At 62.8% G+C, this 12,813-nt stretch carries 10 protein-coding genes and 1 tRNA gene; 5 read left to right on the forward strand and 6 right to left on the reverse strand.

Features of this window, described 5'->3' with window-relative positions; genetic code table 11:
• Positions 1-206: 206 nt before the first annotated feature.
• The 4 genes from chrA to RCO24_RS16030 all read left to right on the forward strand — a co-directional run bounded on the left by chrA (position 207) and on the right by RCO24_RS16030 (position 6,225).
• On the forward strand, positions 207-1,538 hold the full coding sequence (chrA, locus tag RCO24_RS16015) for a chromate efflux transporter (RefSeq protein WP_308963515.1): 1,332 nt from the start codon (positions 207-209) through the stop codon (positions 1,536-1,538).
• 181 nt (positions 1,539-1,719) lie between these two features.
• Positions 1,720-3,087, forward strand: coding sequence for a 30S ribosomal protein S12 methylthiotransferase RimO (gene rimO / locus RCO24_RS16020; RefSeq protein ID WP_308963564.1), 1,368 nt, complete (start codon positions 1,720-1,722; stop codon positions 3,085-3,087).
• A 112-nt stretch (positions 3,088-3,199) separates the two neighbouring features.
• Positions 3,200-3,955 carry a hypothetical protein gene (locus RCO24_RS16025; protein ID WP_308963517.1) on the forward strand — a complete coding sequence of 252 codons (756 nt, stop codon included), beginning with the start codon at positions 3,200-3,202 and terminating at the stop codon, positions 3,953-3,955.
• A gap of 86 nt (positions 3,956-4,041) precedes the next feature.
• Positions 4,042-6,225 carry an adenylate/guanylate cyclase domain-containing protein gene (locus RCO24_RS16030; protein ID WP_308963518.1) on the forward strand — a complete coding sequence of 728 codons (2,184 nt, stop codon included), beginning with the start codon at positions 4,042-4,044 and terminating at the stop codon, positions 6,223-6,225.
• 11 nt (positions 6,226-6,236) lie between these two features.
• Here RCO24_RS16030 and RCO24_RS16035 read toward each other — a convergent pair whose 3' ends face one another.
• Both RCO24_RS16035 and RCO24_RS16040 read right to left on the reverse strand, forming a co-directional pair.
• Positions 6,237-7,205 (reverse strand): FecR domain-containing protein, encoded by a 969-nt coding sequence (locus tag RCO24_RS16035; protein ID WP_308963519.1) that lies wholly within the window; start codon positions 7,203-7,205, stop codon positions 6,237-6,239.
• A 221-nt stretch (positions 7,206-7,426) separates the two neighbouring features.
• Positions 7,427-8,338 (reverse strand): cation diffusion facilitator family transporter, encoded by a 912-nt coding sequence (locus RCO24_RS16040; RefSeq protein ID WP_308963520.1) that lies wholly within the window; start codon positions 8,336-8,338, stop codon positions 7,427-7,429.
• A 515-nt stretch (positions 8,339-8,853) separates the two neighbouring features.
• Between RCO24_RS16040 and RCO24_RS16045 the strand changes: the two genes are divergently transcribed.
• Entirely contained in the window at positions 8,854-9,684 is an 831-nt protein-coding gene (locus tag RCO24_RS16045; protein WP_308963521.1) for a metal-dependent hydrolase, read from the forward strand.
• A gap of 225 nt (positions 9,685-9,909) precedes the next feature.
• On the opposite strand, the gene RCO24_RS16050 is transcribed toward RCO24_RS16045, so the two are convergent.
• The 4 genes from RCO24_RS16050 to RCO24_RS16065 all read right to left on the reverse strand — a co-directional run bounded on the left by RCO24_RS16050 (position 9,910) and on the right by RCO24_RS16065 (position 12,689).
• Entirely contained in the window at positions 9,910-10,524 is a 615-nt protein-coding gene (locus tag RCO24_RS16050) for a TetR/AcrR family transcriptional regulator (protein ID WP_308963522.1), read from the reverse strand.
• A gap of 534 nt (positions 10,525-11,058) precedes the next feature.
• On the reverse strand, positions 11,059-11,709 hold the full coding sequence (locus RCO24_RS16055) for a pilus assembly protein (RefSeq protein ID WP_308963524.1): 651 nt from the start codon (positions 11,707-11,709) through the stop codon (positions 11,059-11,061).
• Positions 11,710-11,729: 20 nt separating this feature from the next.
• Positions 11,730-12,326, reverse strand: a complete 597-nt coding sequence (locus RCO24_RS16060; RefSeq protein ID WP_308963525.1) for a pilus assembly protein — start codon at positions 12,324-12,326, stop codon at positions 11,730-11,732.
• A 278-nt stretch (positions 12,327-12,604) separates the two neighbouring features.
• Positions 12,605-12,689, reverse strand: a tRNA-Leu gene (locus RCO24_RS16065).
• Positions 12,690-12,813: the final 124 nt, after the last annotated feature.

Below are 12,813 nucleotides of genomic sequence, written 5' to 3' on the forward strand. Positions count from 1 at the left end.
AGCGCATCGCGCCTAACGCGAATGAAATGTGACAACGCCTCCGTTCGAGCGGAATAATTCCAACGCGACATCCGCCGTTTGCGTCTTGAAGGCCGTGCGCCCGTCGCGATAATCTTGCAGCTATCCCGTGGGGCTCCAACCGCGACCGCCCCGTCAGGCATTCGCCCAAGCGTCGCTCCATCGGCCTCTTGGCTGAAGGAGTAGCCATGTCCGGCGAACAAAGTTCTACCTTCGATACCATGCCCTCCCAGAAGCCTGCTCCGTCGTTTCAGGAAGCCCTGAGAACGTTCGCCCGCATCGGCCTGCTCTCATTCGGCGGCCCGTCCGCGCAGATCGCGCTGATGCACCGCGTGATCGTCGACGAGAAGAAGTGGCTAGATGAGCCGCACTATTTGAGCGCGTTGAGCTTCTGCATGCTGTTGCCTGGCCCCGAAGCCATGCAGCTTGCGACGTACGTCGGCTGGCGGCTCCACGGATTTGCGGGCGGTCTTGCCGCCGGCCTGCTGTTCGTACTGCCGGGCGCCTTCGTCGTGCTGGCGTTGTCGATGATCTACGCGGCCTACGGCAACGTGCCCGTGGTCGAAGCGCTGTTCCTCGGCATCAAGGCCGCTGTCATCGTGATCGTCGTCGAGGCATTGCTGCGCATCGCCAAGCGCGCCTTGAAGCTCACCGAGCACTGGGCCATCGCCGGCTTGTCGTTCGTGGCGATTTTCTTCCTGGGCGCACCCTTTCCGCTGATCGTCCTCGCCGCTGCGGTGTTCGGCTACTTCCGCGTCTCCCGCGACATCGTCTCCGCCAGCACCGCTTACGCCCAGCCCCTGATCGCCACAGCTCAGACGCTCCGCACCATTGCCGTTTGGCTTGTGATCTGGGTTGTTCCGCTTGCCGCGAGCGCCGCCGCCTTCGGCCGCGACCACGTCCTTTCCCAGCTCGGCCTCTTGTTTTCGAAACTCGCCGTCGTCACCTTCGGCGGCGCCTACGCCGTTCTCGCCTACATGGGCCAGGACGTCGTGGGACACTACGGCTGGCTCGATGCGGGCGCGATGATGGACGGGCTCGGCCTTGCCGAGACCACGCCCGGCCCTCTCATCCTGGTGACGGAATTCGTGGGCTACCTCGCCGCCTATCGCAACGGCGGCGAGCCGCAGGCCGTCATGGGTCTGCTTGGCGCCTTCGTCGCGCTATGGGCCACCTTCGTCCCTTGTTTCCTGTGGATCTTTGCCGGCGCTCCCTACATCGAATGGATGACGCATCAGCCGCGCCTCAAGGGCGCGCTGACCGCCATCACCGCGGCCGTCGTCGGCGTCATACTGAACCTCGCAATCTGGTTCGCGCTCCATGTGTTCTTCGCCAAGGTGGACCTTGTCGAAGCCGGCCCCCTGAAGCTGTGGACACCCACGCTGTCGTCCCTCGACCTGCGCGTCGTGGCCCTGTCGGTGATCGCGGGATACGTCCTGCTCAAACGGCATTGGGACATCCCGGCCGTTCTGGCGCTGACCGCCGGATTGGCGCTCGCCATCAAGGCTGCGGGACTCTAAGGCCGAAATCCAAATTAGCCCGTCCGGACAGGATTTCCTGAGCGAAAACGCGGTGTTGGGAAGCAGGGGAGATTGCCTCCCCTGCGGCCTCTTCGCATATGGGCTACACGACGGGCGAACCTATGGTAGAAGGCCGTTTTTCCGCCGAAGGCATCCGATGACCGCCAGAACTCCGGTGACAATGAGAACTCCGGCCACCCAGAGCCCAACCGCACCCCCGCGCAGCCTGAAACCGGCCCCGAAGGTCGGCTTCGTCTCGCTTGGCTGCCCGAAGGCCCTCGTCGATAGCGAGCGCATCATCACCAAGCTCCGCTCCGAGGGCTACCAGGTGGCGCCCGACTATGCCGGCGCCGACGTGGTCGTCGTCAACACCTGCGGCTTCCTCGATAGCGCCAAGCAGGAAAGCCTGGATGCCATCGGCGAAGCGCTCGCCGAGAACGGCCGCGTCATCGTCACGGGTTGCATGGGTCTCGAGGAAGGCCGCATCCGCGAGGTCCACCCCGGCGTGCTCTCCGTGACCGGCCCACACCAGTACGAACAGGTGGTGACCGCCGTGCACGACGCGGTGCCACCGCTGCACGATCCCTATCTCGATCTCGTGCCGCCCGAAGGCCTGCGGCTCACGCCGCGCCACTACGCGTATCTGAAAATTTCCGAGGGCTGCAACAACCGCTGCTCGTTCTGCATCATTCCGAGCATCCGCGGCGACCTCGCGAGCCGCCCCGCCAATCACGTCATGACGGAAGCCGAACGCCTCGTGAAGGCGGGTGTCAAAGAGCTGCTCGTCATCAGCCAGGACACCAGCGCCTACGGCCTCGACATCAAATATGCCGAAAGCCAGTGGAAGGGCGCGCCGCTGAAGGCGAAGTTCCTGGATCTCTCCCGCGCGTTGGGCGAGCTCGGCGCCTGGGTTCGGATGCACTACGTCTATCCCTACCCGCACGTCGACGACGTCATCCCGCTGATGGCGGAAGGCAAGATCCTTCCTTATCTCGACATCCCCTTCCAGCACGCCTCGCCCGCGGTTCTGAAAGCAATGCGTCGCCCGGCGCACCAGGAAAAAACCGCCGAGCGCATTGCCAACTGGCGCAAGGTCTGCCCCGATCTCGCGGTTCGTTCGACTTTCATCGTCGGCTTCCCCGGCGAGACCGAGGAAGATTTCACATTCCTTCTCGATTGGCTCCGCGAAGCGAAGCTCAACCGCGTCGGCTGCTTCAAGTATGAAGCCGTCTCCGGCGCAAAGGCCAACGAGATCGAGAGCGCTGTGCCGGAGGAAGTGAAAGAGGAGCGCTGGCACCGCTTCATGGCCACCCAGCAGGAAATCTCGCAGGAAATCCTGGCAAGCCGCGTCGGCACCACCATCGACGTCATCATCGACGAAGTCGACGAGGACGGCGCGCTCGGCCGCTCCAAATGGGATGCGCCCGAGATCGACGGCAGCGTTTTTCTCAACGGCGAGCAAAACGTGAAGCCCGGCGACATCGTCAAGGTCCACGTCGACAGCGCCGACGACTACGACCTCTGGGGCACCGTGGCCGGCAAGGCATAAGCCGCGTCCGCCAGCCCCGTCACCACTCCGTCATTCTCCGCGCCCCGCGTTGACAGCCGCCGCGAGCCGATGCGACAGTCCGCCCACGTATCACAAGGGGGAGGGATTTCGCATGGCCACGCCCGATCAGGCGACAGCGCCCGCGACGCAGAACGCGACGGAAATCCGCATTTATGGACACTCGGCGATCATCTTCTGGTGGCCGGTCTGGGCCTACGGCTTCGTCTGCGCGGCATTGACCTACGTCCAGGGCGTGCCGCTGATGCTTCCGGAGAGCCCCAAGCCCATTCTCGTTCACCCCGATGCCTGGGTCGGCCTGTCGTTCACGCTGCTGCTCCTGCTCGTGATCGTCGCGACCAGTGTCCGCGCCCGCGGCGTCAACGCCCTCCTGTTGCTCGCCTTGATCGGCGGAGCCGCGGTCGCAACCTATTTCATCATGAAGGTTCCCGGCCTTTGGAACTCTCCTCCGGCCCTCCTGCTGCACATGAACCTGGCCTTCTACCTGCTTGTCTCGTCGGTCCTGTTCATCGTCTGGTTCGTGATCGTCTTCATCATCGACCGGATGAGCTTCCTGCGCGTGCGCGGCACCCAGGTCGAGCGCGTACAGCTTTTCGGCTCGGCGATGGGACGCGCGCCAAAAACCTGGTCCGTTCTGCATATCCGCCTCGCCCGCTATAGCGACGACCTGATCGCACACAAAATCCTGTCCCTCGGCTTCCTCGGTTTCGGCACCAGTGACATCGACGCCAAGCTTTCCATCTTCGGCGGCGGCCACGAACAGTTCCGCGTCGAGAACGTCTGGCGCGCCACCCGTCCCCTGAAGGCGGTGCAGGCCGCCATGGGCCAGAAAGCCACCGTCGTCATTTAGGGAACAGCCACGACAGCCGGCTTCAGACAACGTATGGAGAAACGAGCTCTTGCCCAGAGAGCCATCCCATCTCGTATGATCGAGCCATGACCCTGTTGCGCCGCCCCTCGCTGCATCTGATCGTCACCGCCGTCGTGCTCGCGCTAGCGGTCGCGCTGCGCATCATCGATCCGAGCCCGGTCGCCCGCCTGCGCCTCTCGATCTTCGACAGCTACCTCAATCTCAAACCGCGCGACGCCGATCCCGCCTTCCCCGTGCGCATCGTCGACATCGACGAGGCTTCGCTGGCCAAGATCGGCCAATGGCCCTGGCCGCGCTCCGAGCTTGCCCACATCGTCGAACGGCTGGGCGAAGCCGGTGCCAAGACAGTCGCAATCGACTTGATCCTCGCCGAGCCCGACCGCTTGTCCCCGGCCGCCCTCGCGCGGCAAGCGCAAATCCGGAGCGAGCTTGCGCCCATCGTGGCCGAGCTTGCCGCCCTGCCGTCGAACGACGATCTGTTGGCTCGCGCGATGACAAATGTCCCGGTTGTGCTTGGCGTTGCCGGCGACGCGGTTACATCCCGCGCGCCCAATCCGCCGAAAGCCCGCTTCGCAACCGCCGGCGACGACCCGACGCTGTTCGCCCCGCGCTTTCCCAACGCCATCGAGCCGTTACCCGTTCTTGCCGCGCCCGCCACCGGCCTCGGCGCCGTGAACTGGCTGCCCGCCGCCGACCAGATCGTCCGCCATGTCCCGCTTCTGATCACCCTGCATGGCACGCTCTATCCGACGCTCTCTCTCGAAGCCCTGCGCACCGGCATGCGCGAAACCACTGCCTTCGTCCGCGCGTCGGGCGGCAGTGGCGTGCTGTCGTTCGGCGAGCAGACCGGCATCGAGACGGTGCGCGTCGGAAAAATCGTGCTGCCCACCAGCGGCGACGGCCAGCTCTGGCTCAACTTCGCGCGGCCCGATCCGCGCCGTTACATCTCGGCCCACAACGTCCTGGATGGAAGCTTCGATCCGAAGGACATCGCAGGCCGCCACGTGCTGATCGGCGCCAGCGCCACCGGCCTCCTCGATCTCAGGGCAACCCCGCTTGCGGCGTCCGTGCCGGGCGTCGAGATCCACGCCCAGGCCATCGAGCAGATGCTGTCCGGCGCCCACGTTTCACGCCCCCCGCTCGCGACCGGAGCCGAGATCGCCTTGCTCCTCGCTGTCGGCGCGCTCGTCGCAGGCCTGATCCGGCGATCCGGCCCGCTTGCCGCGGCCGCCATTGGAGCCGCGGCTACAGCTGTCATCGGCATGGGCTCCTGGCTCGCCTTTTCGAAGGCGGGTCTGCTGTTCGACCCTGTTTATCCCGCCCTCTCGGTCCTGGCCGTCTATCTCGCGGGCTCGCTGCTGTCGTTCGTGCGCACCGAAACCGATCGCGCCCGCGTGCGGCGCGCGTTCGGCCACTATGTCTCGACCCCGCTGGTCGAGGAACTGGCCGCCGATCCGTCGCGCCTGAAACTCGGCGGCGAAACCCGCGCCGTCACGCTGCTGTTCGCCGACGTGCGCGGCTTCTCGCGCCTCTCCGAAGGCATGGACGCGGAGACGCTGATCCGGTTCGTGAACCGCCTGTTCACGCCGCTGTCCGAGATCATTCTCGAGCACCGCGGCACCATCGACAAATTCATGGGCGATGCGGTGATGGCGTTCTGGAACGCACCCGTTCCCGATCAGGCGCACGCCGCCAACGCCTGCCGCGCTGCGCTCACGATGCAAGCCCGCATGGACCGCATGAACCGCGAAGAGGCCGCCCGCAAGGCCGCCGCCGGCGAGCCCGCGCAACCGATCCGCATCGGCATCGGCCTCAACACCGGCCCTTGCTGCGTCGGCAACGTCGGCTCGCCCCAGCGCTTCGACTACTCTGTGCTGGGCGATACCGTGAACGTCGCCTCGCGCATCGAGGATGCGACCAAGATCTACGGAGCCCCCATCATCGTCGGCGCCGAAACTGCCCGCGAAGCTCCCGGATTTGCGTTCCTGGAGATCGCAACCGCCGCGCGCCTGCGCGGCAAGGAGCGCTCCGAGCAGTTGTTCGCGCTCGTCGGCGACGAACAGCTGGCGAAAACCGAGAGCTTCAAGGCGCTAGCTGCCCGCTACGCCACTCTCCGCGACGCATTGGTGCGCGCAGATGCGGCAGCAGCGGTCACCGAAATCGCCACCTGCCGCGCGCTGGCCAAGGCCGCGTCACCGTTGCCGCTCGATGCGATGTTCGACGCCTATGCGGCCTCCCTCAAAACCTGAGGCGACAGCCGCTACCTGGGCATCCGGCCACTGCTGCCGCGGTTCGGCATGTCTCCGCCACCGCGCGGACCGTCATAGCCGCCACCGCGGCGCTTATTGAGCAGCCCGCCGCCGATCCCGACCGCGATATCCATCCCCGTGACGATGTTCTCGTCATCCGATTTGCGGGTCTTGGCCGTGCGCGTCTTCTTCGGCTTCGTCTTGGTCTCGGTCGGCTTGGCCTTCTCGGCGCGCTTGGTCGGTTTCGTCGTCTCTGTCTTGCGCTTCGGCTTGTCCGCGTTGGGATACGTGCCGAGCAGGATCGCATCACGCGTGAACACCGGCGTGGGATCGATGCCCGGCGATTTCGCAACGAACGGGAACGCGTTGTCGAACGGAACCGAATCCTTCCCCTGCAGCGAAGCCCATTTAACGGGCGATCCCACATCGCCGTCACCGCCGATGCGGATCAGCTTGCCCGGCTCATCGTGGATCCGGCACTTCCCGCGCTGGTTGCAGATCTCAACCGCGCCTTCGTGCAGCAGCAGCCACGACAGTCCATCCTCCTGCACATAGACGTCGAAGATCGTGCCCCGCACCGTGATCGCCGCCGCCGGCGTCTTGATCACGTAGGTCGGCTTCTCGGCGACGCCCGTCATGAACCGGAACGTGCCTTTCACGAGATCCAGAACGATCGAGCCTTTCGCCTTGGCCGGATCGTAGACGAATTTGTCAAGCGTCAGGTGCGAGCCGGGCCCGAGCGCCAGCTTGGTCTCGTCGTCGAGCTTGAGCTCGCTCGAGCCGTCGAGCCCCACTTCGATGGTCTCGTCCTGGTGCACCCGGTCGCCTTGCTGCAACGTGCGCGTATCGCGGTTGAACTCCGCCGTCACCAGATTGACGACGATGAGCGCGGAGCCGACAGGTTCCTGAGGCGCCGCGGCCGCGACCGACGCTGAGGCCAGCAGCCCGCAGATTGCGAAGAATGCCGAAGGAAATTTCATGACAGCCAACTTTCCTTGGGGGGCCACGCAGAACTGAGGCGCGCTTTTTCAAGCTCGCCATTCGGTCGGCCCCAAACGAAGCGGCGTGACCTACGTCTACCTTTATAGCAGACGGCTGATCGCCTCCAAAGCGACGAACGAACGTCCCGATGGATTGACACAATTTCTAGGAAGCACTGTCTTGCCGCCGGAAGCTGTTCCCGAGGGAACAAGGCTGCTCCTCAGAGCCGGATCGCGCTCTTGGAGTGCTTTTTGGCCTTATACTCAGGCTCGACATGGATGACGACCTCGGAGCCCTCGATTTCGGCTTCGAGCGCGGCTTCGAGCCGGTCGCAGATGTCGTGGGCTGCGTTCACGGTCATGGTCCCCGGTACCACCAGGTGAAACTCGATGAAGAGCGCGCGCCCCGCCTGCCGCGTCCGCACGTCGTGTGCTTCGAGCGCACCGTCCCCGCTCCGCTTGATCGCATCCCGGATGCGCGCCTGGATATCGCTGTCCGCCGCCTCGTCGAGAAGACCGCTGATCGACGCCATCGCGATCTTCGATCCGCTCCAGAGAATGTAGCAGGCAACTGCAATCGCGATCAGCGGATCGAGGATGTGCAGCCCGGTGGCCCAGCCCAGGACCAGCCCTAAGACGACGCCCACCGAGGTCAGCACGTCGGACAGCAGGTGCCAACCGTCGGCGACGAGCGCAGGCGAGCGAAACGCGCGACCGCGGTTGATGAGAAATGCCGACCAGGCCCCATTCAAAGCCGTCGCAAGGAGGCTGAGCAGCATGCCGAACCCGAACTCGGAGAGGTCGCGAGGTTTAAGAAGAGCATCGTAGGCTTCGCGAATGATCAGGAGGGCCGCCACGACGATCAGCGCGCCTTCGAGCACGGCGGAAAGATACTCGGCCTTGTGGTGTCCGAATTGATGATTTTTGTCCGCCGGCCGCGCACTGACGTTGATGGCAACCAACGCCGCACCCGCCGCCACGAGGTTCACGATGCTTTCAAGCGCATCCGAATAGAGCGCCACGCTGCCGGTCACCGCGTAGGCGGCGTACTTGAGCCCGAGAACCGCGAGCGCCACGGCAATGCTGCCCACGGCGATCAAATGCAGCGTTCGGGTTACGCGAGCCTCAGTCATCGGAGCAGCCATCATCCAAATCCATGAAACGCCAAATTCGTGAACCCCAAGGCCATGAACCAACGGGCGATCTGAAAATACAGGCGCAACCCCGATCGGAGGGGACTCTAGGGTCCAAAGCACCCACCGGCCACCTTCAAGGACCGGAAGAGGAACGCGGTTCCATCGGGATCAATCGCCGCCCTAGACCATGATCGCTTCGGACCCTATCAGTCCGAAGCGTGAATCATCGGTCTTACCTAAAGTGACCATAGTTGCTTCGGGCCTTATCAGGGCGAAGCGTTGCAATTCTCTAAGTCGCTTCGGGCCCTACTTGCCAGATGAGAGGCCGAAGCGCTACCCCAACGAGGGATCGTGTCGCATACGCCCCAGGCCGCCTCGCATACGCGGCTTTATCCACATCGTTTGCATCCTGAAAGCTCCAACGACGAAGCAGAATCTGCTCCGAAAGAGACCCGTAGCGCCAACTCGTTTGCGACACTGGCGCACGGCTTCGCATCGGGGAGCACTTCGCCATGGCAAATTTCACGACGCATATCGCAGTCGGCACACTTGTCTCCGGCTCACTCGCCACCCTGACGCTGGCCGCCAACGTCATCGCGCCCGAAAATCTGATCCCCATCACGCTTGCGGGCGTTCTGGGCTCGGTGCTGCCGGATATCGACCTCAAGGAAAGCCGGCCCAGCCGCGCCATGTTCGGCGGGCTCGCCATCTTCTTCTCGTTCTCGGTGCTGTTCTCCGCCGCGGATCGCCTGTCCATCGTGGAGCTATGGATGCTCTGGCTCGGCACCTTGCTACTGGTGCGCTACGGCCTCCGCAACATCTTCCACAATGTCTCGGTCCATCGCGGAATCTGGCATTCCATCCTTGCCGGCCTGTTCTCGGCGGCCGCGACGGCCGTCGTTTTCGCCAATGTCCTGGATCGCCATGAGGGCGTCGCGTGGCTCGCGGCAGGGTTCATGTTCGTAGGGTTTCTTGTCCACCTCACGCTCGATGAGATCTATTCCGTCGATATCGAGGACAAGCGGCTGAAGTCGTCTTTCGGCACCGCCTTGAAGCTCTTCGACCGCCGCCACCCCTATGCCACGGCCGGGATGGCCGCCGCACTCGGTCTCGCAATCTGGCTCGCGCCCTCCCCCAACGTGTTCCTGACCGGCCTGTCTTCGCGCGACATGTGGGCGGGCCTCAATGAGCGCATGCTGCCGAAGGAGAGCTGGTTCGGACTTGTCAAAGTGCCGAGCCTGATCGCCCGCACGCCGTCACCCGCTCCGCAGGACATTACGACGGGCGCAATTTCGAAGGATGCACCGAGCAATTCCGCAGCCCCGCCAGCATCCTCTCCGTGAGGAAGTAGCGGAGCTCTGCTCGCGTCGAAATGAAATACCGTTCTGATCACGCGACTTTCGATACGCCATTTTGGAGGCAACGAAAGATCGCAACATCAAAATCATCGAAATTCGGAACAGCCTGCAGAAGTGAAATCGTTTTCATATCAAGAAAACAATGGTGGCCGATCAACGATCCCGGAACGAAACCGAAGGCGTAAATAGCCGAACAGCAAAGCATTGGCCTCAGGAGGCCATCGCTCTTTGCGCTTCGTAGCCGACGAGATAATTCCGCACGAGATCGTTCATGAGCACGCTCGCGTCGTCCGCAGCGATAATCGAGAGCTTGTCTGCGGCGGATAGTGACGCAATGCCATGAACGCCCGCCCAGAGCACGCGCGCAGCGCGGCGAACATCCTCGGCGTCTCGGCCTTCCGAGAGGGGCAGAAGCGTGCCCTCGACCTCACCCATCAGCGCCTCGAGCTTCTGCCGGTACCAGTCGGGAACCACGCGTGACGCCGGGATGTGATGCTCGAACAGCAGATTCCAGAGCTTCGGATTCCGCGCGGCAAAGGCAAGGTAGCAATTTGCAAGCTTGTGAACGCGCTCCCGCGGATTTCCTCCGCGCGGGACACTGGTGAGGTCGTGCAGCAGATCGTCGAGCAGCCTGCCCTCGATCGTAAGCACGAGATCGTCAAGGTTTTCGAAGGAATTATAGAGCGTTCCCGGCGAATAATTGATGCGCCGGGCGATTTCGCGAGCGGAAAGCCCGCCAAGCCCGGCCTGCTGGATCAATTCCGTGGAAGCTCCGATAATCAGTTCTCGCAGCTCTTCCGCAGTATGAAGCGATCGACGGCCCATGGTTGTCCCCTCGCTCGTAACTTCACATTCAGGGCGCCTTGGCGAACTGGCGCCTTATGTCCAAGTGACTTCGATTCTGGCAACCGCGGCCCGAGGCCAACATCAAACACTGACTGGAAAATTGGATCGGGCCAAACCAAAGACAAGAGTTCCGAAACACGATCAATCAGACAATCAAAAAACAACAACATCCGAACCAGGATGGTCCGATCTCACCATAAATCGATTGTCGAGACCGTAACAAACATGACGTCTCCAGAGCTTTCTCTAGAGAGCGCTGATCTCGATCAGGCAGCACGATATCGTAGCAATATTCAGCGACAGGCGTTCAGAACAGCTCATGTCCGCAAATCACCCAACGAAGCCCAACTTTAAGGACGGTGAAACGTTCCGAAACGGCCCGTCAATTCGCTTGGTGTAATTAGTTGCTGGGCTGAGCATACTGAAGATCGGTCACAACTTCAACAATGAGCTCTCAATCATTTCACCTGCACACCGGAGGCACGTGGAGGAAAGCTGCAGATTGAAATTTGATTAGGAGAAGCACGAACTTAAGCAGTTGTCGTCGAACACGACGCAGAGCCCCTTTCGGGGTTTGGCGAAGGCCTTGCTCGTCCAATCGCTCGTGTTCATCAAATATCCGGCGAACATCGGCTTGAATTTGTAGGTCGCCTCCACGACGATCACGCTCTCGTTCTTGCTGAGAACGCCTTTGGTCAGCGAATAGGCCTGGCAGCGCGCCGGCTGTGCGCCACCGTTGAATGACGGACGATTGGTCGTCGCGGGATAGACGCGGGTATTTTCCGCGTTTGAGGCGCTCGACATCACCGGGATGATCGAAATTTTGAGATCGTTGGCGTCGTACGGGCTCATCATCTCGCCCGCGATGTCGTAGATCGCCTTCACGTCGTCCGCGGTGAGCCTGTCTTCTCGCGCGACGAGATCGGCAATCGCGCTGGTCAGATGATCGAACCTCTGGTCGATCGCGATCGCACGGGTCAATTCGATCGTCCCGAGCAGGAACAGCAGCATGATCGGGGCGATGAAGCCGAATTCGACGGCCGCGATCCCACGGATATCGGCTCCGAACTTGCTTACCGCGTGCCCAACTCGCGCGATCGCCCGCTTCGTCGACGCGACCGGCATCGAACACGCTCCCGCTTCAACGCTCTGGCGGCTGGTCATGATACGCATCCCGTCGTCGCTCATCTGTAGGGCTCGGACCGGAACGCGGTCGTCGCGGAAAGAACGGTCTTGCCCTGCAAGATCGGAGTTGGCGAGATGAGATCCCAGATCGTCTGCCAGAAAACCGAGCCCATCTCCCATTCGTAGCAGGCCGTAACTTGAACCGCCGTGCTCTCCTCGCCGGATCGCGAGCTGACGGCATCCGTCCCGTTCCCCGCCGAAGGGGTCAACTTGCCGTTCGTCAGGCAGCTCGTCGCAGGCGCGAGCCCCGCGAACTTGGCGTTGCTCTTGATATGAATGACCAGATGCTTGTCGCACGAGATGAAGCTGCCTGCCGCATTGCAGACCAGTTCACGGAAATCGTCGAGATCGAGCCCCGCCTTCTGCGCCTCGCCCGTTCTTAACTGACGCGCGGCATCCAACACCCCCCGTTGGAGTGAATGGGAGGTCAGGAAATGAATGCCGACCGTCATCATCGCGAGGATCATCACGACGAACGGAATCGAGACGAGAGCGAACTCGATCACGGTCGTCCCCTCGCTATCGTGGCGAAATTCGCGGAAGAAGCGCGCCAGCTTTGCGCGAACTCTCGGAAGGGGAAGGCTGATGCGACGCATGGGAAGTCCGGCCGGCGGAGGAATGGGCTCCACGAGCTTAGGGACCGGCCGATCTAGGAATGGTTGACGCGCGCGCAATTTGCGCGGGGAAGGTAAAGAGGGGGTTACTGACCGCCCACCGGAAGTAGGAAGGGCTGATGAGAGGGGCCATCAAGGCCACCTTGCCCACCGGCAGCCGCGGGCGGCCTGCCAATCCGGACTCCGGGCATTCACCGGAAGTGAGGCCCTAGAAAAGCAAACACCCGGCAAGCCGGGTGTCTCAAGCTCCAAGAGCTCTATGGTGCGGTCGAGAAGACTCGAACTTCCACGGGTTGCCCCGCTACCACCTCAAGGTAGTGCGTCTACCAATTCCGCCACGACCGCATCACGGCTTTGAAGCGCCCCATATAGCCAACCCGCGTCGGCTGAACAAGGGGCACCTGAGTGCCTGGCCGTTCAGGATGCGAGAGGAAAGCTCGCATGAGGAACAGAACAGGCGCTCAGCCAA

The organism is Hyphomicrobium sp. LHD-15, assembly GCF_031157355.1.
Taxonomy (GTDB): domain Bacteria; phylum Pseudomonadota; class Alphaproteobacteria; order Rhizobiales; family Hyphomicrobiaceae; genus Hyphomicrobium_C.